The sequence below is a fragment of the Brevibacillus sp. MS2.2 genome (genome assembly GCF_013284345.1).
Lineage (GTDB): Bacteria > Bacillota > Bacilli > Brevibacillales > Brevibacillaceae > Brevibacillus > Brevibacillus brevis_C.
Genome location: NZ_JABSUZ010000002.1, coordinates 61,395 through 87,361, shown reverse-complemented (window position 1 = coordinate 87,361; position 25,967 = coordinate 61,395). Strand labels below are relative to the sequence as shown.

General features: G+C 47.6%; 23 protein-coding genes. 16 read left to right on the top strand and 7 right to left on the bottom strand.

The features are described 5' to 3' along the window. Positions 1-20: 20 nt before the first annotated feature. From HP568_RS02040 to HP568_RS02030, 3 genes are all read left to right on the top strand, one after another. A complete protein-coding gene (locus HP568_RS02040; protein ID WP_173628166.1) occupies positions 21-1,154 on the top strand; it encodes a M20 peptidase aminoacylase family protein in 1,134 nt (377 codons plus the stop codon). A 30-nt stretch (positions 1,155-1,184) separates the two neighbouring features. Continuing rightward, positions 1,185-2,597 (top strand): YfcC family protein, encoded by a 1,413-nt coding sequence (locus tag HP568_RS02035; RefSeq protein WP_173628165.1) that lies wholly within the window; start codon positions 1,185-1,187, stop codon positions 2,595-2,597. 116 nt (positions 2,598-2,713) lie between these two features. Then, positions 2,714-2,917: a hypothetical protein gene (locus tag HP568_RS02030; RefSeq protein ID WP_048031256.1), complete on the top strand. Its 204-nt coding sequence runs from the start codon at positions 2,714-2,716 to the stop codon at positions 2,915-2,917. A 21-nt stretch (positions 2,918-2,938) separates the two neighbouring features. Here HP568_RS02030 and HP568_RS02025 read toward each other — a convergent pair whose 3' ends face one another. Beyond that, positions 2,939-4,297, bottom strand: coding sequence for a TrkH family potassium uptake protein (locus HP568_RS02025; RefSeq protein ID WP_173628164.1), 1,359 nt, complete (start codon positions 4,295-4,297; stop codon positions 2,939-2,941). Between the two features lie 401 nt (positions 4,298-4,698). On the opposite strand from HP568_RS02025, the gene HP568_RS02020 reads away from it, so the two are divergent. The 5 genes from HP568_RS02020 (at position 4,699) to HP568_RS02000 (ending at position 10,706) form a co-directional block, all read left to right on the top strand. After that, positions 4,699-6,450 (top strand): ABC transporter ATP-binding protein, encoded by a 1,752-nt coding sequence (locus HP568_RS02020; RefSeq protein WP_173628163.1) that lies wholly within the window; start codon positions 4,699-4,701, stop codon positions 6,448-6,450. A gap of 4 nt (positions 6,451-6,454) precedes the next feature. After that, positions 6,455-8,512, top strand: a complete 2,058-nt coding sequence (locus HP568_RS02015; protein ID WP_173628162.1) for an ABC transporter ATP-binding protein — start codon at positions 6,455-6,457, stop codon at positions 8,510-8,512. 73 nt (positions 8,513-8,585) lie between these two features. Continuing rightward, positions 8,586-8,912, top strand: a complete 327-nt coding sequence (locus tag HP568_RS02010) for a DUF1904 family protein (RefSeq protein ID WP_012684582.1) — start codon at positions 8,586-8,588, stop codon at positions 8,910-8,912. 248 nt (positions 8,913-9,160) lie between these two features. Next, the gene (locus HP568_RS02005) at positions 9,161-9,733 is read left to right on the top strand and encodes an RNA polymerase sigma factor (protein WP_173628161.1); all 573 of its coding nucleotides are present in this window, start codon (positions 9,161-9,163) and stop codon (positions 9,731-9,733) included. Then, positions 9,714-10,706 carry a hypothetical protein gene (locus HP568_RS02000; RefSeq protein WP_173628160.1) on the top strand — a complete coding sequence of 331 codons (993 nt, stop codon included), beginning with the start codon at positions 9,714-9,716 and terminating at the stop codon, positions 10,704-10,706. Before HP568_RS02005 ends, HP568_RS02000 begins: the two co-directional genes overlap by 20 nt. Positions 10,707-10,767: 61 nt before the next feature. Here HP568_RS02000 and HP568_RS01995 read toward each other — a convergent pair whose 3' ends face one another. Beyond that, positions 10,768-11,694, bottom strand: coding sequence for a DMT family transporter (locus HP568_RS01995; RefSeq protein WP_173628159.1), 927 nt, complete (start codon positions 11,692-11,694; stop codon positions 10,768-10,770). Positions 11,695-11,806: 112 nt separating this feature from the next. On the opposite strand from HP568_RS01995, the gene HP568_RS01990 reads away from it, so the two are divergent. After that, a complete protein-coding gene (locus tag HP568_RS01990; protein ID WP_173628158.1) occupies positions 11,807-13,234 on the top strand; it encodes an aminotransferase-like domain-containing protein in 1,428 nt (475 codons plus the stop codon). A 48-nt stretch (positions 13,235-13,282) separates the two neighbouring features. Here HP568_RS01990 and HP568_RS01985 read toward each other — a convergent pair whose 3' ends face one another. After that, the gene (locus HP568_RS01985; RefSeq protein ID WP_056490597.1) at positions 13,283-13,996 is read right to left on the bottom strand and encodes an alpha/beta fold hydrolase; all 714 of its coding nucleotides are present in this window, start codon (positions 13,994-13,996) and stop codon (positions 13,283-13,285) included. A gap of 181 nt (positions 13,997-14,177) precedes the next feature. Here HP568_RS01985 and HP568_RS01980 point away from each other — a divergent pair, with 181 nt between their 5' ends. Next, entirely contained in the window at positions 14,178-14,837 is a 660-nt protein-coding gene (locus tag HP568_RS01980; protein WP_048031266.1) for a Crp/Fnr family transcriptional regulator, read from the top strand. A 184-nt stretch (positions 14,838-15,021) separates the two neighbouring features. On the opposite strand, the gene HP568_RS01975 is transcribed toward HP568_RS01980, so the two are convergent. The 4 genes from HP568_RS01975 to HP568_RS01960 all read right to left on the bottom strand — a co-directional run bounded on the left by HP568_RS01975 (position 15,022) and on the right by HP568_RS01960 (position 18,219). After that, the gene (locus HP568_RS01975) at positions 15,022-15,222 is read right to left on the bottom strand and encodes a cold-shock protein (protein ID WP_048031267.1); all 201 of its coding nucleotides are present in this window, start codon (positions 15,220-15,222) and stop codon (positions 15,022-15,024) included. A 186-nt stretch (positions 15,223-15,408) separates the two neighbouring features. Beyond that, entirely contained in the window at positions 15,409-16,677 is a 1,269-nt protein-coding gene (thrC, locus tag HP568_RS01970) for a threonine synthase (RefSeq protein ID WP_048031268.1), read from the bottom strand. A gap of 189 nt (positions 16,678-16,866) precedes the next feature. Beyond that, positions 16,867-17,553 carry a 23S rRNA pseudouridine(2604) synthase RluF gene (rluF, locus tag HP568_RS01965; RefSeq protein ID WP_048031269.1) on the bottom strand — a complete coding sequence of 229 codons (687 nt, stop codon included), beginning with the start codon at positions 17,551-17,553 and terminating at the stop codon, positions 16,867-16,869. 15 nt (positions 17,554-17,568) lie between these two features. Next, on the bottom strand, positions 17,569-18,219 hold the full coding sequence (locus HP568_RS01960) for an MOSC domain-containing protein (RefSeq protein ID WP_173628297.1): 651 nt from the start codon (positions 18,217-18,219) through the stop codon (positions 17,569-17,571). Between the two features lie 145 nt (positions 18,220-18,364). Here HP568_RS01960 and HP568_RS01955 point away from each other — a divergent pair, with 145 nt between their 5' ends. The 6 genes from HP568_RS01955 (at position 18,365) to HP568_RS01930 (ending at position 25,870) form a co-directional block, all read left to right on the top strand. After that, positions 18,365-19,813: a nicotinate phosphoribosyltransferase gene (locus HP568_RS01955; protein ID WP_048031270.1), complete on the top strand. Its 1,449-nt coding sequence runs from the start codon at positions 18,365-18,367 to the stop codon at positions 19,811-19,813. A 198-nt stretch (positions 19,814-20,011) separates the two neighbouring features. Beyond that, complete coding sequence (locus tag HP568_RS01950; RefSeq protein ID WP_173628157.1) at positions 20,012-21,271, top strand: Glu/Leu/Phe/Val family dehydrogenase; 1,260 nt, start codon at positions 20,012-20,014, stop codon at positions 21,269-21,271. A gap of 142 nt (positions 21,272-21,413) precedes the next feature. Then, positions 21,414-22,334, top strand: coding sequence for a homoserine O-acetyltransferase MetA (gene metA, locus HP568_RS01945; RefSeq protein ID WP_048031272.1), 921 nt, complete (start codon positions 21,414-21,416; stop codon positions 22,332-22,334). Positions 22,335-22,469: 135 nt separating this feature from the next. Next, positions 22,470-23,657, top strand: a complete 1,188-nt coding sequence (locus tag HP568_RS01940; protein ID WP_053079546.1) for an ROK family transcriptional regulator — start codon at positions 22,470-22,472, stop codon at positions 23,655-23,657. 92 nt (positions 23,658-23,749) lie between these two features. Further along, entirely contained in the window at positions 23,750-24,862 is a 1,113-nt protein-coding gene (locus HP568_RS01935; RefSeq protein WP_048031273.1) for an Ig-like domain-containing protein, read from the top strand. Between the two features lie 111 nt (positions 24,863-24,973). Continuing rightward, positions 24,974-25,870: a LysR family transcriptional regulator gene (locus HP568_RS01930; protein ID WP_048031274.1), complete on the top strand. Its 897-nt coding sequence runs from the start codon at positions 24,974-24,976 to the stop codon at positions 25,868-25,870. Positions 25,871-25,967: the final 97 nt, after the last annotated feature.

Here is a 25,967-nt window from a genome sequence, read left to right as displayed (position 1 = left end):
CGAGGAGGATGATGTATCGGATGAATCCGTTCTTATACTTGGACGAGCATCGCGAGGAAATAGTGCGAACATACAAAGATTTGCATCAATTGGCGGAGCCGAGCTGGCACGAGGAAAAAACCGCGAGATATTTGCGAGAGCGCTTGGAGGCGGCGGGTATTGCCGTCACACGCTTCGAGGGGCACCACGGCTTTTATGCTGAGATTCCTGGAGAGAGTGCTGAAATCGTGGCTTTGCGTGCGGATATGGATGCGCTCGTGCAGGAAGTGGATGGCGTGGTGAGACCGAATCATTCATGCGGACACGATGCTCACTCGACACTGGCTCTCTACAGCGCCCTTGCTATTCAAGCAAGCGGAGTGGTGCCGCCGAAAACGATGCGCTTTCTTTTCCAGCCTGCTGAGGAGAAGATGGGTGGAGCCTTGCAGATGATGAAGGATGGCGCCCTGGAAGGCGTGACAAAGCTGATCGGCGTTCATCTGCGCCCGGAAATGGAAGTGCCGTATGGTAGCGCTGCTCCGGCGATTTTGCATGGATCGTCTAGCTCCATCAAAGGGACGATTACAGGTTTGCAAGCTCATGGGGCACGTCCAGCGCTCGGTAAAAATGTCATCGAAGCCGCTTCGTTTTTGGTTACTGCGTTGCAAAATATTCGCTTGCAAGACGGATGCTCTTTTTCCGTGAAGATGACCCAATTGCAAGCAGGGGGAGAAACAGTGAATGTCATCCCTGATCGAGCAACCTTTAGCCTCGATGTACGTGCCCAGTCCAATGAAGGCATGGCAGAATTACGGAGAAAGACCGAGCATGCCATGAGTCAGACAGGGGCTTTGATGGGCATGGATGTGGAGTGGGAATGGTCGGGAGTCACACCGGCTGCGGTCGCCAATGCGAGTATGATCCAAGTAGCCAAAAAGGTAATTGGGCAAGTGCTGGGTGAGGACAAAATTGCCGATATATGCGTGACACCAGGCGGAGAGGACTTCCATTTTTACGCGATTCACCGCCCTGAGCTGGCTACCACGATGATTGGTCTGGGATGTGGGCTCACACCTGTTCTGCATCATCCACAGATGACCTTTCAGACAGATGCCTTGATTTATGGGGCGAAAATCATGACAGCTGCGATTTATGAAGCAGCCCAACATTCTTAGAGAACCGCTACATACGCAGGGGGTTACCTTATGACAGAGAGCAAGCAACTAAAAAAGAAAAGCTTATTTCGGCTAGACGCCTACGTCCTTTTGTTTTGCATCTTACTTCTATGTGCTTTGGCTACCTATGTGGTCCCGACAGGAGAATTTGACCGTGTAAAAAACGGCAATGTGACGACGGTTGTCCCGGGCAGCTATCATGCGGTGGAGCCGAATCCTACGGGCTTTATCGAGTTTTTTACCGCGATCCAGACAGGAATGGTCAAAGGCGCACCGATCATCTTCCTCGTTTTGTTCACAGGCGGTGCTTTAGCTGTTTTGGATAAGACAGGTGCACTCAACGCAGCGATTCTGACCATGGTCCGAAAATTAGGAAATAGAGAGTGGCTGCTGGTTATTTTGATCACTTCCGTCTTTTCCGTATTGGGTACGTTGGGTGTCATCGTTAACTCTGTTATTGCTTTCGTTCCGCTTGGCATCATGATTGCGAGAGCGATGAAAATGGATGCGATCTTCGGTGTGGCTCTGATTTATTTGGGTGTGTATGCCGGATTCAATACGACAATTGCTTTTCCAGGAACGCTGGGCTTGTCCCAAGAAATTGCGGAGCTGCCACTGTTTTCAGGTATTGGCTACCGTACCATCATTTATGTTACGTTCGTGATCGTAACCATTCTGTACATCGGGCGTTACGCGCGGAAGGTTCGTCAAAACAAGAGTATCTTGGGGGAGGAGCTCTTTCCTTCTGATAATGGTTCAACCACGATGGAAGTAGACACGAAAAATGTTGATTTTACAACCCGTCACAAATTGATTTTGGCGTTTACGGGGATCGTTCTGATTGGATTTATCGTCTGCACGATCTTGTTCAAATGGGACGTAAACGAGATGTCCGGAATCTTTATTTTCATTGCGATCGGAGTAGGTTTGCTCAACAAGATGAGCGGCAACGATATCGCCAAAACATTCTTAAAGGGCTGTCAGGGACTGATTTATGGGGCTTTGATTGTCGGTATGGCACGTGCGGTCACGGTCATTTTGGAAGATGGGAAATTCCTCGATACTATCGTGTACGGGCTTGCTACCATTCTGGAGCCGCTCTCACCGATGGCAGGTGCGATTGGAATGTTCCTCGGAAGCGCCGGGCTGCACTTCTTGATCTCATCCGGTTCAGGTGAAGCTGTTATGCTGATGCCGTTGCTGGCTCCATTGGCCGACCTGATGGGCATTACGCGCCAGGTAGCCGTAGAGGCTCTGATGCTTGGAGAAGGTGTGGTCAACTGCATTAACCCGACCTCGGGTGTTCTGATGAGTATTTTGGCGATGAGTGGTATTTCCTACGGCAAGTGGCTGAAGTTCATGCTTCCGCTCACAGCGGTATGGACAGTTCTCTCCATCGTGTTTATCGTAATCGGGGTCTTGATTAACTGGGGCCCGTATTAATCCGGCATTTGATGACAAGGAAGGCTTCGCCAACATGACTTGGCGGAGCTTTTTTTTCATGAAAATTCTTCAGACGCATAAACTTTGCAACGACACATCATTTTCGCAGGTAGAAAGTGGGGAAGCTCACCTGGGAGGATAATTACGCTTCGGGTGGAAATTCTGGACTTGGCTCCTATGGCGTGCTGGCTCTTTTTAAAGCAGAAGTGATCAATGAATACATCAAGGAGCAGCAAGTGAAAAGCGTCATTGAATTTGGCTGTGGGGACGGCTCTGCCAGCTTTTTGATTCTAGAAAAAAATCCCCCAACGGCTACATAGCTTTGGGGGATTTCCTTTCCTCTATTGACCAATGATGATGCGTTCTTTCGGATAATGGTAGCGTACGATTCGGTCATTGCGCTTCAAGAAGAGGAGCAAATTGATAATCCCGATACGTCCGATCATCATCGTAATAATCAGGATGAGCTTGCCGCCTATGCCCATCTGACCCGTAATCCCGGTGGACAATCCGGTCGTACCGAAAGCAGAGCAGACCTCGAACAAGACGTACTGGAAAGGTAAATCCTCCAGCCAGACGAGCAGCATGACCGCTGTGAACACCAGGATGATCGCGATGAAAAAGACGATGAAGGAACGCTGAATGTCCTCATCAACCAGCTCTCTTCCGAACACCTTTACTTCCTTGTAGCCACGCATATTGGCAAAAACAGAGGCAACCAGGACGAAGAACGTCGTCGTTCGTATCCCCCCACCCACGCTGCTCGGGGAGGCGCCGATGAACATCATCCCGGAGAGCATGATGAGTGTTGTAGTCGACAAGAGGCTGATATCCATCGTAGCCAAGCCGCCGCTTCGCGAAGAGACGGAGTGGAACAACGAGTAGAATAACATTTCATGCCAGGTCTTATCGGCCAAAAACTGATTTCGTTCAAAAACGAAGATGAGCAGGGCGCCAATAGCGATCAAGGAAAAGAACGTCAGTGTCGTAATCTTGGTGAAGAGCGAAAAGGTGAAACGCACTTTTGCACGGCGATAGGAAAAGTACGTTCTCAGCTCTACGAGTACGGGAAATCCGATCGCTCCACAAATAATCAAGATCATCACGATAGTCTGAAACACGTAATCGTGGGTAAAGTCGAGCATGGAATTTCCGTGCAGGTCAAACCCGGCATTCGTAAAAGCACTGACAGATGCAAAGTAGCCGTGGTAGAACGCGGTGTACCAATCGTCGTAGTAGCCGGCGTAAATAAAATGACTGCCTAACAGGATGGTTCCCACCAGCTCGATCAAGAGCGCAATCACGAGAATATTGCGCATCAGGTCGACCAGACCGGACAATGTGGAGCGGTTGTGGTCCGTCGCGATCCAGATGCGCTGCTCCAGACCGATTTTTTGACCCATGAGGATCCAGATGAACGTGCCGAGTGTCATGATTCCGACCCCGCCAACCTGGAAGAGCAACGTAAGAAAGAGAATCCCCCACTGGTTGAAAACCTCATGAATCGTAATGACAGTAAGCCCGGTAACGCTGATGGCACTTGCCGCGGTAAATAAAGAGTCAATAAATGAAAGAGAGACTCCCGGCAAGTGAAAAAACGGCAATGACAGAAGAAACGCTGAGATCAGGATGAGCCCAACGTAGGCGAACACGATGATTTGAACAGATGTCAATCGACGCTTTTGATTGGATGATAACAAAATAAATGGCCTCCTGAATAAGCTTCATGAGGATAATCATACCAAATAAATGAAGGGAAGCAAAAGCGCGGAAAAGATCAGTTGACAATGTATCCGCAAGAGTGGTAAAGTTCAGAATGTATTTATTGGAAATTCAAAATATTAATGGAAAGGTGGGCTAGTCATGAAAAGAATTGTACGCATGGGTCATTCATACAAGGGCATACATGACGTAACCCCACCATTGATACGAGCGTAGTATCGTTTTTTTGATCTCGTTAACATGGCGTAGGTTACCTATTTCGTAACTTGCGCCTTTTCTATTTTTGTTGAGGAAAAGGCATGTTGCTCACGGGCGATATGTCTTTTTTTGGCCTCTTTAAAAGGTCACCCATCCAGCTAAAGAGAGGGGAGAAACACGGATGTTCTCAGTTTTGGCAAAGCTTGATTGGTTTTTCAAGGAGCATTGGAAACGTTATACGGTCGCTATTCTGCTATTGATTCTGGGCGGCCTACTGGAGATTATCCCTCCAAAAATCATCGGGGTGGCTATTGATGAGATTCACCTGGGCACGCTGACTGGCGAGCGGCTGGTATCCATTTTGCTGTTTTTCGGTGTATTGTCTGTCGCGATTTATTGGGTCAATTTTATCTGGATTCGCAAGCTGTTTGGGGGAGCGTTTCTGGCGGAGCGGACGTTACGGTCGAAGCTCATGACGCATTTTTTGCGGATGACGCCAACGTTTTATCAGCGTAATCGGACGGGAGATTTGATGGCGCGAGCGACAAATGACCTCAAGGCTGTCTCGATGACGACAGGCTTCGGAATTTTGACGATGGTGGATTCGCTATCCTTTACAGGGGCGATTGTGCTGACAATGGGCTTCTTGATCAGTTGGAAGCTGACCTTAGCGGCAATCCTTCCATTACCGTTCATGGCTTATATCATCAAGCAATATGGGAAGAAAATTCACGAGCGTTTTTCTACCGCACAAACATCGTTCGGTGAGCTGAACGACCGCGTGCTGGAATCCGTCTCTGGGGTTCGCGTTATTCGAGCCTACGTACAGGAAATGGCGGATCAGGAGCGCTTTCGCCAAAAAACACATGAAGTGTACCAAAAAAATATCGATGTGGCGAGAATCGATTCGTTAATTGAGCCAACCGTCAAAATATTGGTTGGAATCAGTTATATGATCGGCTTGATCTACGGTGGATACCTCGTGTTCCAAAGAGAACTGACCTTGGGAGAGCTGGTCTCGTTCAACGTCTATCTCGGGATGCTCATTTGGCCGATGTTTGCGATTGGTGAATTGATCAATGTGATGCAAAGAGGAAGTGCCTCGCTGGATCGGGTCAATGAAACCTTGGCGTACGAAGCCGATGTGACAGATCACGACAGTCCGGTACATGTGGCGGTACCAGAAGTCATTCGGTTCGATTCCGTGACATTCCGCTATCCATCAGCGCAGATTGACCAGCTAGTAGATGTCTCCTTTACTCTTGGGCGGGGGCAGACGCTAGGAATCGTCGGGCGTACGGGAAGCGGGAAATCCACGCTGGTGCGACAACTGCTTCGTGAATATCCAGTTGGACGGGGAGCCATCAGTGTTTCGGGAGAGGCGCTAGAACAGATTAGTCTGGATAACATCAAGAGCTGGATCGGCTATGTACCCCAAGAGCAGATTCTGTTCTCGAAGACAGTCCGTGAAAACATCCTGTTCGGGAACAACGAGGCAACAGAAGAAGAATTACAGGAAGTGTTGAAGCAGGCCGCATTTGCTCGGGATGTGCAGCTATTGCCCGAAGGCTTGCAAACGCTCGTTGGTGAAAAAGGCGTAGCCCTTTCAGGTGGGCAAAAACAGCGGGTCTCAATTGCTCGGGCTCTTTTGGTCAATCCGGAAATATTGATTCTCGATGATGCCATGTCAGCGGTGGATGGCAAAACCGAAGCAGAGATGATCGCGAATATTCGTCGGGAGCGGGCAGGCAAAACAACACTGATCACTACACATCGTTTAACGGCCGTCCAGCATGCAGATTGGATTCTCGTCATAGACGAAGGACGAATCGTCGAGGAAGGTACACATGCACAGCTATTGGAGCTGGGCGGTTGGTATAAAGAACAATTCGAGAAACAGCAGATTGAAGCGACGCTGACAGAAAGCGGGTGAATGAATGACGACAGGGAAACGGCTAGTCCACTATGCAGCGATTTTTAAAAAGACGATCCTCTTGGCGGTATTGATGTTGTCCATCTCGGTTGGGGCAGAACTGACAGGACCGTTTTTGGCGAAAAAAATGATCGATACGCACATCATGGGCATTGAATTCCCTTGGTATGAGACGGCACAGGGTGAGGATTCCGTGCTGTACAAAGGGAAGTATTACACCAGACAGGATCACTTGGCAGCAGGTGAGAGCACAGGTGGGGAATTTCGTGTTCTACAGGTGGGGCGCGACTATTATTTCTTGAATCAGGCGATATCGTATGATGGGCAGCGCTCTGTTGAGAATGGGAAGCTCGTCATTGTCAAAGGTACGGATCGAGCAGAGTATTCAGCGACGCTCCTAAGCAATCAGGAGATTTTCGAATTTTTCCGGCCAGAGACAAACGGCTTGCTCATGCTGGCTGCCCTTTATTTCGGATTATTGGTAGTTGCCTCGCTTTTCCATTATGGACAAAAGTTCTTATGGCAAAAATCGGCGAATCAGGTCATCGAGAGACTGCGTATTGATGTGTTCGCGCATATTCAACGATTACCTATTCAATATTTCGATCATCTCCCTGCCGGGAAGGTGGTTGCTCGTGTCACAAACGATACGGAGGCAATCCGTGAGCTGTTTACGAATGTTCTCGGCAACTTTATTACGAGCGGGATTTATTTAATCGGGATTTTCTCGGCGCTGTTTTTGCTTGATGTACGACTCGCGCTCGTTTGTCTGGTCATTTTGCCAATCATGGTCGTGTGGATTTACTTGTACCGCAAGTACGCTTCTGCATTCAACCATGTCATTCGGGCACGCATCAGCGACATCAACGGGATGATTAACGAGTCGATCCAAGGGATGCCGATTATTCAGGCGTTTCGCCGGGAAAAGGAAACGATGCGGGAATTCGGCGAACTGAACGAAGAGCTGTTCACCTACCAAAATAAAATGCTGCGGCTCAATGCGACCGCTTCGTTTAACCTGGTTCAGTTCATCCGCAATATCGCGTTTGTTTTGTTCATCTGGTATTTCGGCGGGGCATCCCTCGGGATAGGTACACTGCTCTCGCTGGGTGTCCTCTACGCATTTGTCGATTATCTCAATCGCTTGTTCCAGCCGATGACACAGATCGTCAACCAGTTGGCGAACCTGGAGCAATCTCTTGTCGCGGCGTCGCGAGTGTTTGAACTGCTGGATGAAGAGGGCATTAACGTTGATTCTGCAAAAGTACCTTGTTATCAAGGGAATGTTCGCTTTGACGATGTTTCTTTTGCCTACAAAGACGATCAATACGTGCTGAAAAACATCTCATTCGAAGCATGGCCAGGTGAGACAGTGGCACTGGTTGGTCACACGGGCTCGGGAAAAAGCTCGATTATCAATCTGTTACTCCGCTTCTATGATGTAAACAGTGGAGCGATTATGATTGACGGGCGCAATGTGCAGTCGTTTTCCAAGCAGCAGCTTCGCCAGCACATGGCCATTGTTTTACAGGACCCGTTTTTATTTACAGGAACGATTCGTTCCAATGTGAGTCTCGATGATCCGTCGATTTCGCCGGAAAAAGTGGAGAAAGCCTTGTGCGATGTAGGGGCAGACCAACTGTTCCGCAGCCTCCCGCAAGGATTCGATGAACCTGTTATCGAGAAGGGCAGCACGCTTTCCCTCGGACAGCGTCAGTTGATTTCGTTTGCGCGTGCTCTCGCATTTGACCCGGCTATCCTCATTCTGGATGAAGCGACTGCCAGCATCGACACGGAAACAGAGGGCATTATTCAAAATGCGCTTGAGGTGTTGAAAAAAGGAAGAACGACCTTCATCATTGCTCATCGCCTGTCTACGATCAAAAATGCGGATCAAATTCTCGTACTGGATCGAGGCACAATTGTAGAGCGAGGAAAGCATGAAGACTTGATGGAGAAGCAAGGCAGGTACTATCAGATGTATCAAATGCAGCAAGGGAACAAAGAAGTGCGAGTGCAAGAGGCCGTACACAAGCAAGGAAGTGCCCCGGCGCTGACCTAGTTTTTTCTACTCTTTTTGCCTCTTGAACGGTAAGATAGAGCATAGAAGTATGGACTTTTCAGGAGGGATTATCATGCCACATCTTATCGTTCGAGGCATTCAAGCTGAACAAATGGCTACGATTAGCGAACCGCTTGCAGTGGAGCTTGCTGCACTCTGCCAATGCGGCACAGACAATTTTACGATCGAATGCTTGCATACCACAGGCGTTTTTGGCGGGAAGATCGTGGAGTCGTTTCCTTTTATCGAAGTAGCATGGTTCGAGCGGGGGCAAGAAGTTCGTGACCAGTTCGCCCAGATTGTAACGAAGCATGTCTTATCTCTTGGTATCCCAGAAGTGGAAATGGCATTTGTCGCTTATCAAAAAGAAAGCTATTATGCCAACGGAGAGCATTTCTAAAGAGAAGCCGACAGGTGCTGTCGATTTCCCGGGAAAGAATCAAGACATTCGACAGGCGTACAGACAAATAAATGAATACAAGCATGGAATGAGGGTGTTCCTTTCGTAAGTACGAGGTTTTTCGTGCGAGACGGGTGGAACACTCTTTTTATTTCGAGCGAATTTTGCTCCTATAGCCAAAAATTTCTAAAATAGGTGTCACAAATGAAAGTTTTTAATTGTTATTCATAGTGAGGGGAGGGCAAACAGTGGAAAAAACAGAGATAGAGCGCCTGCTGATCGAAATAAAAGCTGGTTCTCTTGAGCAATACGAAATCATTATCGATTACTATCAACAACCAATCTTTACATACTGCTATCACATGCTCGGTCACCGTCAAGATGCAGAAGACGCTGTCCAGGAAGTCCTGTTTCGTGCCTACGAGCATCTTGACCAGTATACGTACTCGCTGTCATTTTCTGCATGGCTGTACCGGATTGCTTACAACCATTGTGCGAATGTACTAAAGCGCAGGAAATTAAGTCGCGTGTTGCCCTTTTTGTACAACCGTGATCAGGATGGACGCAATTATGTCGAGGAGAGCATCGACAGCAATTATTTCGGGGAGCCAATCGAGCGTATTTGGAAACGGCTGTCCGCTGAAGAACGAACACTCATTTTCCTGCGTGTGCTAGAGGAAAGAGAGTACGAGGAAATATCAGAGCTGATGGACAAAAAGCCTGCGGCTCTACGCAAGCAATTCGAACGCGTTTTGAAAAAGTGTAAACGTTATTTGCCAACGATAGGAGGGGTGGCCGCTAATGGACAAAATTCCGTTTAAGCACATGAGAGACATGCTGGTAGCGAAGCCAGTCCCGAAAGTCGATGTCAAACATAAAGTCATGGCAGCAATTCGTGCCAAGGAAAATAAGGAGGAGAAAGTTGTGAAAAAGAAAATAGGTTTGCTGGTCACTGTAGGTATGCTTGTTGGAGCGTCTTCCGTATGGGCAGGAGTAGAAATGATCCAGTTGAAAAATGAGAAGGGTGAAGTGGTTTACGAGGTAACACAGCATTCTGATCAAGAACAACAGCGATTGATTCAGCAAATGCCCCCAGAGGAACAGGCGAAAATGGAGGCGAGGAGGAAAATGTATGAGCATCGGGATGAGGTCAATAATGAGATTATTAATGGCTTGAAGCCTGGAACCTCAGTCGCTATATACTGGAAGCCAACAAAAGATGAGGAAGAAATCCAAAAGAACATAACCTGGTCAATATATAAACAACCGTATATCACAATGGTATCTATGCCGATGACTTATAAAACATGGAAGGAAATGGAGCCGGTTGTAGGGAAGATGTTCACGCTTCCAACCGAGCTTGCTGGAGGCTTCCGTTTCGATGAAGGTGACGTACACTATGAGGAAAACTACGAGTACATGGTGGACCTCGAAGCACTGAAGGCAAAAGCCATCAAAGAAAACAAAGATTACTCCTTTACAGAAATTCCGTCAAGCAACAAGTACGATTTTACCAGTGTCGCCTATAAGTCTGAGAAAGGCAGGGTAAGGGTAGAGGTAAGAATAGCTGACGGAGGCAAAGTGGGAACAGATGCAGAGGCAATCGAAAAAATCATGATTGGCAACAATGAAGCGGTTCTCACGACGCACACTTCTGAAAAAAGCAATGATTTCCATTGGATTACCTGGGTGAAAAATGGGACCAAACTGGAATACTCTGTGCGTGCTGGTGAGGAAGTTGTATCTAAAGACGAGCTGATCAATATAGCCAAGCAGATCAATGAGATTAAATAATCGAAGATAAAATACAGGAGTACCATAAAGCGCTAGGCTTTCTTATGGTACTCCTTTTTTGTCATGAATGGCTTACATCACGCAGCTTGTTTGCCTTTTTACCCATCAACTGCTTCAAGCCGTCCCTATTAATCAGGATAATCCCGGCAATAATCGTGATTCCCCCTACGAACGACAGGAGATATAGCGGCTCATTGTACAGGATGACGCCCAAGCTCAGGGCAATCAACGGAGAGATATAGAGCCACGTGGAAGGAAACACAGGGTTGGTCTTGGCCACGAGCCAATAGAAAATGGTGTGCCCCATCATGGAACCAACGACGATCAAGTACAGGAGCGAGAGGATCGCATTAGCCGAGAGCATCGATTCGATATGCACTTGCTCTGTGAACAGAGATAATACAAGCAGCATGGCTCCTCCATACATCATCTGAGCTGCATTCAAAGCGATGGGGGATGTATCTTGAAACCGCTGGATGACGCTACGGGAGTAAACAGCACCAGCAGAATAAAAGATTTGTCCGAATAAGACCGCCATGCATCCAGCGAGCCACAGGAGACTGAATGAGATGGTCACACCGGGTAAAATCAGCAAGACGACACCGGTAAAGGCAACCAAGCAACCCGCCCACGAAATACCGGGGAGCTTTTGCCGAGTAATACCTGTTTGAAGCAGCATCACCATGAGAGGGGCTGTTGCAGATAATATCGCTGCAATTCCTGAACTGACATGCTGCTCCGCCCAATACAAGGGGGCAAATGTCCCAAACGTTAAACCGATACTAGTAAGAAACATTTCTTTATGAAGTAGAAGGGATAGGCGCGCCTGTTTTTTCCAGAGCATAAATGAAAACAAAATGACACCTGCCAGAAAGAACCGAAGTCCTCCTGAGAAAAACGGCGGCGCTCCGGCATCAATCCCGACTTTGATTGCCAGAAAAGTCGTTCCGAATATCAAGCACATGACCATATAGTTGAGTAGTACCATTATGATTCCTCCCTTTTCCTCATCATAACGGAAAGGGAATAGAACAGATGAAATCGAATAGAACAGATGCGAAGATCAATCCATTATCATGGGGGAAAGGGGGGGAGCTTGCATGAAAAGGGAGGCTCTTTCAAACAGCCATTCTGATAAGCTGTTCGAGCAAGTGTATGAATATCTTCTGGACCGAATCAGACGCGAAGAGTGGAGGGCACATGAAAAGCTCCCATCTGTTCGAACGCTGGCGTTGGAATTACATGTGCATCGCCTGACGGTTTTTAAAGCATTTCAATTATTAAAGCAAAACCGCCACGTGTATGTGAAGGATAAGTCGGGGTATTATGTACAACCGAGCAGCCTGCTACCCGTGGAGTCGATGGATGATCCAATCGTTTCTGCCTATGTGCACAAGAGCCACCTTTCGGAAATTCATCAGGTGCAGGCGACCTATCAATTTTCCAAAGCATTAATCGAGCCGAATTTATTGCCAAATCATTACTTTTCGGAGTACGTGAAGAAAGTGTTTGATCTGTATCCAAAGGTGCTGGGGACCTACTCAACTACACAGGGAGATCAGGAGCTGCGGGAAGCACTGTGCAGCTATTATGTCAGCCGTTATCATTTTCACCTGTCACCCGATGAGCTGATGATTACATCCGGTTCGCAGGAAGCGATTGATTTGGTTGCCAGAGTCCTTGTAAAGCCGCGTGATGTCGTGTTGCTGGAGAGACCCACTTACAGTCCTGCCATTGATGTCTTCAGAAGACAGGGCGCCAATATGATTCCCATCGAGATTACGCCGCATGGATATGATTTGGAGCAGGTTGAACTGTTGATGCAAAAAGAAAAACCGCGTTTGTTTTATCTCAATCCGACCTTTCACAATCCGACGGGCTATACGGTTCCCGCTGAACAGCGGAAGAGACTGGTGGAGCTCGCTGCGAAGTATCAGTGCCTGATCGTAGAGGATGATCCGTGCCGCGATATTTACTTTGGTGATGAGCCCCCACTGCCGTTTTTTTCTTATGACACGGCGGGCTATGTCATCTATCTGCGCAGCTTTAGCAAGTACATCGCTCCGGGGTTGAGTATTGCGACTGTGGCATGCCGTCCATCTATTATGAAGTATTTGATTCAAGCGAAATCACTGTCCGACAGTGGAGCGCCCCTGTTGAATCAAAAGATTTTTTTGCATTATTTCTTCTCCGAAAGAATGCAGCAGCATTTGGCGAAGCTGCGGATTGCATTGGCCATTCGCCGGGATATCATAGAGGAAGAGCTAACAGTGACCGACTGGGAGTGGTCCAGCCCACCAGGAGGCTTTAATTTATGGGTGAAGCTGCCTGATTCCATCCCCATGGAAAGTCTTCTGGCCAAATGCATAGAGCAATCGATTACGTTTGTGCCCGGCGCGATCTGTGACCCACAGCGAGAATTAAGTTCTTGGATACGCATCAGTTATTCTTATTTGAATGAACAACAACTGCGGGATGGGTTGCAAAGGCTCATCCGTACGGTTCGCCTGTTGGATATAAAGGGATGAAGAAAAGGCTGCCGACATGATGGTCGACAGCCTTTCTTTTTGGTTATTTTATGATTTGCTTACTTGATCGAGGTGATTTACCAGCTCTTCTGTTTTGGACAAGAAAGGCGCATGATCGGCTTCCAGTGTAATGACTTTGCTGCAAGGTGTTTCTGTATTCATTCTGCGTTGAAAATCGATTGGAATTGCGTTGTCTAATGTGGTTTCGATATAGATGCGATCAACGCTTCCAAATTTCTCTTCCGTAATTTGTACTGGTTGTGTAAACGGAGCCAGCGCTTGTGGACGGCAACGCTTCATCGAAGACAGTCGCAATGCATCGTCCTCTACCACATTGAAAAATGTTTGCTCCACAGTCTCTGGTTTAGGGACGAGCGTCATGTCTTCCTCATTTAACGTAAATTGCGGTCCCTTTTCTCCTTCTGACTTCCCTACGAGACTTTCCCCGTTTTTCGGCAAAAAAGCACAAAGATAAACGAGTTTCTCGATCTTATCGTGTACATGCTCGGCTGTTTGTGTAATGACGAGTCCTCCCATGCTGTGTCCGACAAGAATTACTTTTTCATTTTGCTGCTTAATCAGGTTGGCTACTTTCTCTACATATAAATCCAAGGTTACTTCTTGTGGAGGGGTCATATCTTGTCCACTTCCCGGCAAGTCCATTGTTACAACCTTGTGTCCCAATGATTCCAGCTCAGGCTTTACCAGTTCCCATACCCATTCTCCCTGCCATGCTCCATGAACCAAAACATAAGTACTCATCCACATACAGCCCCTTTGTTTGAAAGATATTTGTTCATTAGTGTAAGCCGATCCAATTTCTGCTACGCATCTTATTTCTTGTTTTCGTCCCCTCTTGAGTGCAATAATAATAAAAATCTGTATCGGTAATCTGTGACTTTGTCACCAAGTTATTTTTTTCACAAGGAGGTTCTTCGTCCATATGCAAAAGGAGCAGATTGCGGAAGTCCTTGCACGTTTTCCAAGTCTGGCGGCACTTACTCCAGAAGAGTGGCAAGAGGAGGGAATCTCCATCACTACGGTTCCAGCCAACTTTACCATTGATGAAGGCGAGTTTTTGGAGAATGCGCCATTAATCTTGGATGGGCTGGTTCGCATTTTCAAACTGAGCAGCGATGGGAGAGAGGTTACATTGTACAGGCTATCGGCTGGCGAGTGCTGCCCACTCATCGCGTCTAGCATATTGGGAGAAACAGTGTATGAGGCTTCGGCTTGCGTGGAGAAGCCGAGTATGGTCTTGAACGTCCCGACGAAGATTTATAAGAAATGGATCGAGAACCATCAAGGCTTTCGCCAGTATATTTTTCAATCATTTGCGCGTCGATTGATTATCATGTCGAACTTGATTGACGACATTAACTTTAAATCCATTCGGGTTCGGATTTCCGAATATTTGATTGAGCATACAGGTGTGGAGAATGATTCGCTTGCCATTACACATGATCAGTTGGCAATTGAGCTGGGGACTGCTCGTGAAGTGATTAGCCGGACACTAAAGAAAATGGAAAAAGAAGGGCTGCTCCGTGTAACGCGGGGACAAATTACTAATATTCAACGTTCAAAACTACCTGCGGTTGAATAATCCGTATTTGAAAATACAAAAATTTTAGGAAGGGCTATGTACTGTGTTATACTGAGTCTACCATTTACTGTTCTGTAGCATTCCCTACTCCATTTACGTGAGTAGGGTTTTTTATTTGTGTTTCAGACTCAGACAACACAAAAACAGACCCCCATGCAGGAGTCTGTTTTTGTGTATGGCTAAATTAAACTTTTTGAACGTTAGTAGCTTGTGGTCCGCGTTGGCCTTGTTCTACGTCAAAAGTAACTTTTTGACCTTCGTCAAGGGATTTGAAACCTTCGCCTTGGATAGCAGAGAAGTGAACGAATACGTCTTCTTTACCTTCGCGCTCAATAAAACCAAAACCTTTTTCTGCGTTAAACCATTTTACTGTACCTTGTTCCATTGTTATTGCCTCCTAGTGTGTAGCACACATATATTACTATCCTTGCTCTCAGGATCATCTAGACGAAAATTTGCTATCTACGCTATCCGTTGCTTCGAACAAAAATAATTCTTTACTAGCATAACAGGATATTGAAAGGATAGCAAATTATTCGCGCATATTGACTAAAAAAATTCAGATGAGCTGTTACGAAAGCATGGCACCAATCTCTTTCAACGTGAGCTGTGCCGAGACAATTTTGTTCGGATAGCTTGCTTGTGCCGATTCCCCTAAATGATACTCTTGCAGTGCATCCGTATCCTTCAGCATGTTTCCTGTCAAAATGCACACGGCTGTTTCGTCCTTGTCGATCACTTGTCCTGCGATGAGCTTGCGCAATCCAGCGACCGTAGCAGCAGAGGCAGGCTCGCAACCGATCCCGCTTTTATCCACCCATGCTTTGGCGTCGAGAATCTCTTGATCAGTCACGGAGCAGGTAACGCCATTCGTTTCTTCTAATGTACGAAGCGCTTTTTTCCAGCTAGGCGGATTGCCGATGTTGAGCGCAGAGGCACGTGTATATGGATTGGGTTCAGGTGTCAGTTCGGTGTACCCGCCTGCGACCATGCGATGGAATGGGCTAGCACCTTCCGCCTGTACGAGCGCCACCCTTGGAACCTTTTCGATAAAGCCGAGATTTTTCAAATCCTGCAAGCCTTTTCCGAGAGCCGTCACATTGCTTAGTGCTCCTCCAGGGATGACCACCCAATCGGGGAGGTTCCAATTGAGGTACTGGGCGATTTCGTACACAATACTCTTCTGCCCTTCAATGCGGAATGGATTGATCGAATTGCAGATATAGAGGCCGAGCTCTTTGCTGTATTGCTCGTAAAAGCGGATGCCATCATCGTAAGTGCCATCAAAGCTGATGACCTTTGCTCCGTAGGCGAGTGTTTGCATGACTTTATTCAAGGAAATGTTTTTGTTCGGGACAAACACGTACGATTCGCCATGAGCGAGTGCAGCATACATGGCGAGAGAGGATGAGGTATTGCCAGTCGATGTGCAGGTGAAGCGTTGATAGCCTAATGAACGACCGTGTGATACGGCGACAGTCATCCCGTTGTCTTTGAATGAACCACTCGGATTCTCGCTTTGTGCTTTTAGCCATACCTTGCTGTTGCTTCCTACATACGATTGGATGAGTGCAGATGCGTACAGTCCTGTATTTCCTTCGTACTTGGTCGTGATGTACTCTTCAGGAAGCTCGGGGAAAATCAGCTCTTTGTAGCGCCATACTCCGCTCGCATAAGGTGTCATACGCTCTGACAGCCGCTCGTGAAAGACGCGCTTTAGCTGTTCGGTATCGATGGTCGACGTATCGTGAATAATGTCAAACAAGCCACCGCACGTGCATTGATAGTCAAATAAATGGGCAGGCACTTCCTTGCTGCAATCGACACAAACCAGTTTCATCCTCGCAAGATTCGCCCCTAAAAGTGTGCGGGGAGAATCTCTCCACCTCTTTTCTCTCGTATGGTTTTTTATATGGTAAACGGAGAAGGAGGAGCGTGTAAATAATCGTTTTCAGTAAAAATAAAATATTCGCATACAAATGCAAAAGACGGGAAGGAGCTGCTATACAGACTCCAACCCGTCCCTATTTCACAAGCTTTTATTTAGATCAGTCAATTCCTTGGCCGTCAGATTGCGCCATTGCCCCAATTTCAAATTCCCCAGAGCAATGTTCATGATGCGTATCCGTTCGAGCTTTCGCACCTGATAACCAAAAGCCTGGCACATCCGTCTGATTTGTCGATTCAGCCCTTGCGTCAGCACGATATTGAAGACACGGTCGCTGACTTTGGTTACTTTGCAAGGCTTTGTAGTTGTTCCGAGAATGCGTACGCCGTTTGCCATTCCGTGCAAGAAGTTCGCCGTGATGGGCTTGTCTACGGTGACGATGTACTCTTTGTCATGATTGTTCTCCGCCCGCAAAATTTTGTTTACGATATCCCCGTCATTGGTTAACAGGATGAGTCCTTGCGAATCCTTATCCAGTCGCCCGATAGGAAAAATCCGCTCCGGGTGATTGACGAAATCGATGATGTTGCCTTTGACGTGCAGTTCAGTGGTACACGTAATTCCGACAGGCTTGTTCAGGGCGATGTAGACATCTTTCTTTTTGACACCGAGCGGCTGCCCATCGATGCGCACATCATCTCCTGACGCAACCGTACTTCCCAGTTCCGCGAGTTGGCCATTGATCGTCACGCGCTTGGCCTCGATTAATTTATCGGCTTCTCTTCGCGAGCAAATGCCGGTTTCACTGATGAACTTATTAATTCGCATGAGACGTTCCTTTCACTATTGCTGCTTCTTTTCCAGTTTTTCAAGTAGTTTATTCCGCCAAGGCAGGGCCAATTCCTCCACCTCAAGCATACGCTGTATCGTCTCTTGGGATGGTGATTTGTCGTGGAAGTATAAGTGGTGAATCGACGCTACCGTTACTTGTTTTGGATGTGCAGTGATGAGGGAAATTTGGGAGTCCGCCTTGATCGTCCCTTCCTGCAAGACACGGAAGAAATAGCCCGTATAGCCCATTTCCACCACCGCTTTGAGCAGTTGGTTATTGTTGTTGCGCTTGTTGATCGTCGCGCAAGGAAATCGGCCTTGGGTCACTTGCAGGATGGTATCTCCGAGTTGATACACATCCCCAATGCAGACCTGCTCTTCGGTCATGCCAGCGAGTGTGAGATTTTCTCCGAATGCCGCATTGGTCAGAGGTTGGCCGAGCAACTTCTCCCAATGGGCATAATGTTCAAAAGGATACGCACAGACGACGCGGTCTGGGCCACCGTGGTACGCTGGATTCGCGATATCGTCGTCATCAATTTTTTCGGAACGGACAACGAGCTCGTCCGCTTCCTCCTTCCAAATGCCGGAGAGATATTCCTTGCCGTTGTACATATTACTTTTAGGCAAACCTTTACTAATTGTAACGATTTTTCTGTTCAACTTATGCTCACTCCCAGCCTGCACGATTGCTTCTCTTTTTATCCCCATACTATACCACATTCCCTAATATCCTCCACAGCGGATGGGCACCAGCGGACGCTTCTGGTATGATGAAAGAAAGGAATACACAGGAGGCCTCAGTGACATGCAATCATTTGGTGTGGCACTACACACAGATAAATATCAAATTAATATGATGTACGCCCATTGGGTGAACGGAACACACAATCAGAAGGTCGTTTTCGAAGCATTTTTCCGCAAGCTGCCTTTTGGAAACGGATACGCTGTATCTGCCGGATTGGAACGAATTGTTTCCTATATAAAAAATTTACGCTTTGAAGAAAGCGATCTCAAGTATTTGAGTGAGCAGGAGGAGAACTACGATCCGAAGTTTTTGGAAGAGCTGCGCCAGCTTCGTTTTAAGGGCTCGCTCTACTCCGTGAAGGAAGGAACCGTGGTTTTCCCGAACGAGCCGCTGATTCGTGTAGAGGGGCGTGTCATGGAGGCACAGTTGGTTGAGACGGCCCTGTTGAACTACATGAATTACCAGACGCTGATTGCGACCAAAGCTTCGCGGATTAAAAATGTTGCGGGCAATGATGTTCTCATGGAGTTCGGAACAAGAAGGGCGCAGGAGGCAGATGCTGCGCTGTGGGGGACACGGGCAGCGTATTTGGCTGGCTTCGACGCGACCTCGAACATGCTGGCAGGGAAAATGTTTGGCATCCCGACAAAAGGGACGCACGCTCACTCATGGGTACAGAGCTTTGAGAGCGAAGAGGAAGCATTTGAGCGCTTCGCAGCGGCTCTACCAGGACAGGTAACCTTGCTGGTCGACACTTACGATACGCTCAAAAGCGGCGTGCCTAATGCAATTAAGGTCGGAAAACGCCTGGAGAAACAAGGGAAAAAGCTGACGGCGGTGCGCTTGGACAGTGGCGACCTGACGTATTTGTCCTGCAAGACACGCGAAATGCTTGATAAGGCAGGTATGACCGATGTGCAAATTGTCGCTTCCAACGATCTCGATGAGCACACGATTATGAACCTGAAAGTACAGGGAGCACGCGTAAATAGCTGGGGAGTAGGAACGCAGCTCATCACGGCAGCGGATCAGCCGACACTCGGAGGCGTATACAAGCTGGTAGCGCGTGAAGGCGCGGACGGAGAATATCAGCCGACCATCAAAATCTCCGGGAATCCTGAAAAAGTCACAACGCCGGGCATCAAAGATATGTACCGATTGATTGATCCGGAAACAGGCAAAGCGATTGCTGACTACATGTGCTTCCCGCATGAAACAACAGTCGATGAGGGAGCCCCTCTCCATTTGTTCCATCCGAGCCATACGTATTTGAGCAAGCATTTGGAGAACTACCAGGCTGAGTCTCTGCTCATACCGGTATTTGTGGATGGGGAACTGGTCTATGAACTGCCGACCCTCCAAGAGATTCGCAACTACCATTGCGAGCAGCTCAAGCTGTTTTGGCCTGAATACTTGCGCATGCTGAATCCGGAGCATTACCGTCTGCACATCAGCGAAGAGATGTGGGAGACGAAAACAAAGCTGATGAAGGCATATTTGAAAAAATAAGTGAAAACGTCTGATGTGTCGCGAGGATGCATCGGGCGTTTTTTATTTGGGTACCGAAAATAACACAATAATGTGAAAACAAAGAAAATGAATTGTCTGAATTTACTTGCATCGTATATAATTACTCCATTCATCCTTTAGCTCTGCGCCAAGGTGATGTAGAAAAACACATGTGAAAAGTATTGGGGAGGAAGAGAGATGCTAAATACTGTAGAGAAAGAAAACCTGAATCCATACGAAATTGTGCAGAAACAGATTGATGCTGCAGCGGCATTGTTGGGATTGCGGAGTGATGCTGTAGAAATTTTAAAGCGACCCAAACGAGTATTGGCCGTTAGTTTTCCTGTCAAGATGGATGATGGCAGCGTGCGTGTCTTTGAAGGCTACCGATCTCAGCATAATGATGCGGTAGGACCGACCAAGGGAGGGATTCGCTTTCATCCGGATGTGACGATGGATGAAGTCAAGGCGCTCTCCATGTGGATGTCATTCAAATGTGGCGTGGTTGGTCTTCCTTATGGCGGTGGAAAAGGTGGCGTCATATGTGATCCCCACGAATTCAGCAAAAGCGAGCTGGAACGAGTCAGTCGCGGCTTCATGGAAGCTATTGCTGATATTGTCGGACCAGATACTGACATACCTGCACCTGATGTGTATACGACCCCACAAATCATGGGGTGGATGATGGATACGTACAGTCGATTAAAAGGAGCGTATTCTCCGGGAGTCATCACGGGAAAACCGCTAAGTGTCGGTGGCTCGAAAGGAAGAAACGAAGCGACTGCCCGCGGATGCGTCTTTACCTTACTAGAGGCATTAAAAGATTCTGGACGCAAGCCGGAGCAAACAACCGTTGCGATTCAAGGCTTTGGCAATGCGGGAAGAATAGCAGCGAGGCTTTTAACAGAGCTGGGCTTCAAAATCGTGGCGGTCAGTGACTCACGCGGAGGTATTTATGATGCTGCTGGCTTGGACATCGAGAAGGTAGGACAGTTAAAAGACAACGCCACCATTTTGGAGTATGTAGGTGGTACGGTCATCTCCAATGAACAACTGTTGGAGCTGGAAGTGGATATTCTGATCCCGGCCGCGTTGGAAAATGTCATCACAGCAGCGAATGCCCATAGCATTCAGGCCAAGTGGATCGCAGAAGCAGCAAACGGACCAACTACACCGGATGCAGACGCCATTTTGCGTGAAAAAGGGATTATCGTTATTCCCGATATTCTCGCCAACGCAGGTGGCGTAACGGTCTCTTATTTCGAGTGGGTGCAAAACCTGATGAATTACTACTGGTCCGAGGTTGAGGTAAACGAAAAGCTGCAAACGACAATGATTAACGCCTATCGCGCCGTGAAAGAACTCTCAGATCAATACAAGGTGGACTTGCGCACGGGAGCCTATATGATCTCGCTTTTGCGAATCACGGAGGCGATGGAAGCGCGCGGCTGGATTTAAGGGAAGAGCCCTCTTGCAACTTGCTTGCAAGGGGATTTTTTCGTTTTCCCCTGTGGAATTGGCAGGAAGGCTAGTATTTTTGTCGAATTTGTCGGATTATTGTTTTTCTACCTGTGTTCAAAGGATGGAAAGGGGGATCTTTATGCCAATCAAATTGCCCGACGAATTGCCTGCAACGGAAATACTTGCCCAAGAAAATATTTTTGTGATGAAGGACAGCCGTGCCTTCACACAGGACATACGACCGCTCAGGATCGTCATTCTCAACCTCATGCCGGTGAAGGAAACAACGGAAACACAGTTGCTCCGCCTCCTGGGGAATACTCCGCTACAGGTGGAAATCGTGCTTTTGCACATGTCCAGTCATACTTCCAAAAATACGTCGGAAGAACATTTGTCGATGTTTTATAAAACGTTTGAGGAGATCCGTGATCAGCGATTTGATGGCATGATCATCACCGGAGCGCCAGTGGAACAGCTCGAGTTCACAGACGTCACGTATTGGCAGGAGCTGACAGAAATCCTCGATTGGAAAATGGAGAACGTCACTTCGACCTTGCATATTTGTTGGGGAGCACAAGCGGGTCTTTACCATCACTTTGGCGTTCCGAAGCATCCATTGCCAGAAAAAATGTTCGGAATCTTCCCTCATACACTCAATAAGCAAAATGTGAAGCTGTTCCGTGGATTTGATAACTACTTCCACATTCCGCATTCCAGGCATACCGAAAATCGAAGGGAAGACATCGAGCAAGTGTCTGAACTGGAGATTTTGTCCGAGTCTGATGAAGCAGGGGTTTACATCGTAGCGACGAGGGATGGCAGACAAATTTTTGTGACTGGACATTCCGAGTATGATCCGACCACCCTGCAAGATGAGTATCAGCGGGATGTGAACAAAGGCTTGGATATTGCTGTTCCGCGTAACTACTATCCAAAGGACGATCCTAGTCGCGAGCCTATCGTCACTTGGCGCGCACATGCGAATTTGATGTTTTCCAACTGGTTAAACTATTACGTTTACCAAGAGACACCGTATGATTTGAACAACAACAAGCGATAGCATCGTAGCAACCATCCGAGGTGATTCGGATGGTTTTTGTTTGGCCCAGTTGACGTAATAAATGGCGACAGGTAGTGTGAGATTAATCGCGCAGGAATGCTACCGGGAATTCAAGCAAGATGGGAGTTTTGTATGATGAAAAAAATCATGAAGCAAGATCAGGACGTGACCAAGCAGCATAACAAGCAAATGATCCTCGACATTATCAAAAAGCAGAGACCGATATCGCGTGCAGAAATCGCCAAAATTACGCGGATGAGCGCTACCTCGATTGGCAGATTTGTCAGTGAGCTGTGCGAAGAAGGACTGATTCGGGAGACGGAGCTTACCTCATCAGGTGTGGGCAGGAAGGCAATCATGCTCGACATCGAGCCGGGGGCCATTTATACAATCGGCGTGGACATGGCAAAAAAGCGCATCAGCTTTGGAATCATGGACTTTAGCGAAGCGATTATTGCACAGCACCGGATGGATCATAAAACACAGGATTCTACACCGGAAGAGACGGCTGAACTGATTTGTAACGAGATCGAAGGGATGCTCAAACAGACAGGCATTCCGTTAGAAAAAGTGGTCGGGATCGGCATTGGGATGCCAGGGGTGATCAATTATGAGCGAGGGATTGTTCAGCTATCCACTACGCTGGACTGGAAGGACGTAGCGTTTGCCAGCCTGATTGAAAAAAGGTTGAAAATCAAAACCGTTATCGACAACGATTTGAAGGTGAAAATCCTCTCGGAGTACTTGTACGGATCTGCCAAAGGGTCAAACAAGACAGCTTTGATCGGCATTGGCACGGGTATCGGTTCTGCGCTGATTATCAATGGCGAAGTGTTTCGCGGGGGCTCCAATAGCGCAGGAGAGCTGGGGCATACGACGCTCGATCCGAATGGGAATCTGTGCGAATGTGGAAAACGCGGATGCCTGCAAACATACATAGACGAAAATTCTTTGATCATGGAAGCGCGTCGAGTGAAGGATGTCAGTGATGTCCGTCAGGTGTTCGCGGCGGCGAGAAACGAAGAGCGCTGGGCGAAGGAAATCGTCTCTCGTACCGCTTTGTACCTCGGCATCACGATTAACAATATTGTATGCATGTACAATCCAGATACCGTGATTGTAAGCGGTGATTTGGTGGAGAATTATCGCGAAATCATTGACTTGGTCGAGGAGCATAGCGATCAAGTGATCTGGGAGCCATTCAAGGGGAAATTTCGCGTCATTCCTTCCGAATTGAAGGGGGAGGCAATCGTGATGGGAGCAGGAGCTTTGGCGATGCAGCACTTTGCTCCCTTGGCAGGGACATGGGCAGAAGAATCATGACTATCTTTGCCATTTTGTATTCAACAAGTAAGGCTGTTTAGCCGATATAGAAAATGGTGGAAAGTAGAAAGGAAAAGGAGTGGGATGTGAGCATGAGAAACTGGCAAAAAGGTATGCTCGCTACGGCTGTTACCGTTGGGCTGATCTTTTCCAGTGTCGGCCAAGTACCGGCATTGGCAAATTCTGCGACGACAAGTACGCAGAAGAAGATTTCCAAGCTTGTGGTTGATACAAAGACAGTAAAATTGAAAAAAGCGGGGACACAGCAGTTGAACGTCCGCGTGCAATACACGGATAAAACAACGGAAGACGTCACGCAGCAAGCAGAGTGGACTTCCTCTGACAGTGATATCGCAAGCGTTGAAAAAGGCTTGGTAACCGCTGTTAGCTCCGGTAAAACAAGAGTGAAAGCAAGCTTCGGGGGCAAAAGTGTGAGTGTCCCTGTTGAGATCGAGGTGATTTCCAAGCTCACTGCTGACCAGAAGAAACTGGCTCTGAGCGTAGGAAGCACGAAGCAGGTAAACGCAACAGCAACCTTCTCTGACAAGTCTACCACTGATGTAACCGCCAATGCAGAGTGGGAAAGCGATGATACGGAAATCGTAACAGTAACGAATGGGTTGGTTACAGCAGTAGGCTCGGGCACAGCGAAGCTCAAAGTGAAGTACGGTGGAAAAAGCGTATCTATTCCAGTAGAGGTGGATGTCGTCTCCAAGCTGGACAGTGATAAGAAAAAGCTGTATCTGCGTCCAGACACTACCCAGTCGGTTACGCTGCTGGCTACCTTGTCTACCAAAGAAAAAGTCGATGTTACAAGCAAAGCCAAGTGGACATCCGACGATGCAAAAGTCGCTACAGTTGAAAACGGAGTCGTGACAACTGTAGGCTCTGGCAAAACGAGAATCAAAGCAACTTATGGTGGAAAGACGATCTCGATCCCTGTAGAGTCTGCTGTCATCTCCAAGCTGGAATTTGACACGAAAAAGGTCGCTCTCAAAGTAGGCGAATCTAAAGACTTGAAGGTATCTGCTGTCTATACAGACAAAGCCAAGGTCGATATCACAGTTGATGCAGACTGGATTTCTACGAACAGTTCCGTAGCGACTGTAGTAGATGGCAAGATCACCGCTGTGAAAGCAGGGCGTACAACGATTGCGGCTACGTATAATGGTAAAGTCGTAAAAATTCAAGTAACCGTGAACTAACTCACGCTAGAGGAAAAGCCAGGGCGCGACTGCGTACCTGGCTTTTTTGCATACTCTCGCCTGTGGTAATCTGTAGCTAACGCTTGTGATTGGACGAAAACGGAGGGCATCATGGATATTCGACAGCTACATTACTTTGTGGAAGTAGTCAAACATAAAAACTTTACGAAGGCCGCGCAATCCCTCCACGTCTCTCAGCCTTCTATCAGTAAAATGATCAAGGCATTGGAAGAAGAGCTTGAGGTAGTTCTGCTGGATCGGACGGAGCGGAAAATGGATCTGACAGATGCAGGGGAAATGGTCTATAGCTATGCGACCAAAGTGTTGCAACTGATGGAAGGTATGTCGTCGTCGATTGCAGAATTGCGAAATGTCGAGCGTGGTCGGGTCAAGCTGGGCATGATGCCAACGGTGGGTTCTTTTCTCTTGCCGAATGTGATTGCCTTGTTTAAAAAGCAGTACCCAGGCATCGATATCGAGATGAAGGAATACAGCGCCAAGCTGCTTGAAATCCAAATGGAGCAAGGAAGCATCGATGTGGCCTTAACCGTTCTTCCAACGGATCAGGAGAAATTTGTGGCGGTTCCCTTGCTCGCAGAGGACCTCGTCGCGATCGTTCATCGGGAGCATTGGCTCGCGGGAGTCGATGAGGTGAGCTTGGAACAGCTCAAGGACGAGGCTTTCATTTTGTTTACCGAAGAGTACGCGATGCATGATGTGGTGCGCCAAGCGTGCAAGCTGTCCGGCTTTGAACCGAAAGTTGCTTACATGAGCTCTTTATGGGATTTTGTCGGAGAGATGGTGGCTACCCAACTGGGGATATCACTCATTCCACGCTCCATTGTGAGACGCTTGAATAACGGACAATTGCACACCGTCAACATTTCCTACCCGGTGATTGACTGGCAGTATGCCTTGATTTATCGAAAAGAAGGGTATTTATCGCATGCGACAAAGGCTTTCCTATCGTTTGTAGAGAAAATGTACAGCCATAACCAAATGGAATAGAAATGATGATTTTTATGTATTGTACGAATGGAATCGAGACAGCTTAGAATGAAGGTAACTCGTTCAAACAGTGACTTTTTGAACAACCTTTGTAGAG

Coding starts and splice junctions, on each gene's coding strand:
- HP568_RS02040 (WP_173628166.1), top strand. CDS start 21: ATGAATCCGTTCTTATACTTGGACGAGCATCGCGAGGAAATAGTGCGA.
- HP568_RS02035 (WP_173628165.1), top strand. CDS start 1,185: ATGACAGAGAGCAAGCAACTAAAAAAGAAAAGCTTATTTCGGCTAGAC.
- HP568_RS02020 (WP_173628163.1), top strand. CDS start 4,699: ATGTTCTCAGTTTTGGCAAAGCTTGATTGGTTTTTCAAGGAGCATTGG.
- HP568_RS02015 (WP_173628162.1), top strand. CDS start 6,455: ATGACGACAGGGAAACGGCTAGTCCACTATGCAGCGATTTTTAAAAAG.
- HP568_RS02010 (WP_012684582.1), top strand. CDS start 8,586: ATGCCACATCTTATCGTTCGAGGCATTCAAGCTGAACAAATGGCTACG.
- HP568_RS02000 (WP_173628160.1), top strand. CDS start 9,714: ATGGACAAAATTCCGTTTAAGCACATGAGAGACATGCTGGTAGCGAAG.
- HP568_RS01995 (WP_173628159.1), bottom strand. CDS start 11,694: ATGGTACTACTCAACTATATGGTCATGTGCTTGATATTCGGAACGACT.
- HP568_RS01990 (WP_173628158.1), top strand. CDS start 11,807: ATGAAAAGGGAGGCTCTTTCAAACAGCCATTCTGATAAGCTGTTCGAG.
- HP568_RS01985 (WP_056490597.1), bottom strand. CDS start 13,996: ATGAGTACTTATGTTTTGGTTCATGGAGCATGGCAGGGAGAATGGGTA.
- HP568_RS01980 (WP_048031266.1), top strand. CDS start 14,178: ATGCAAAAGGAGCAGATTGCGGAAGTCCTTGCACGTTTTCCAAGTCTG.
- HP568_RS01975 (WP_048031267.1), bottom strand. CDS start 15,222: ATGGAACAAGGTACAGTAAAATGGTTTAACGCAGAAAAAGGTTTTGGT.
- thrC (WP_048031268.1), bottom strand. CDS start 16,677: ATGAAACTGGTTTGTGTCGATTGCAGCAAGGAAGTGCCTGCCCATTTA.
- rluF (WP_048031269.1), bottom strand. CDS start 17,553: ATGCGAATTAATAAGTTCATCAGTGAAACCGGCATTTGCTCGCGAAGA.
- HP568_RS01955 (WP_048031270.1), top strand. CDS start 18,365: ATGCAATCATTTGGTGTGGCACTACACACAGATAAATATCAAATTAAT.
- HP568_RS01950 (WP_173628157.1), top strand. CDS start 20,012: ATGCTAAATACTGTAGAGAAAGAAAACCTGAATCCATACGAAATTGTG.
- metA (WP_048031272.1), top strand. CDS start 21,414: ATGCCAATCAAATTGCCCGACGAATTGCCTGCAACGGAAATACTTGCC.
- HP568_RS01940 (WP_053079546.1), top strand. CDS start 22,470: ATGAAAAAAATCATGAAGCAAGATCAGGACGTGACCAAGCAGCATAAC.
- HP568_RS01935 (WP_048031273.1), top strand. CDS start 23,750: ATGAGAAACTGGCAAAAAGGTATGCTCGCTACGGCTGTTACCGTTGGG.
- HP568_RS01930 (WP_048031274.1), top strand. CDS start 24,974: ATGGATATTCGACAGCTACATTACTTTGTGGAAGTAGTCAAACATAAA.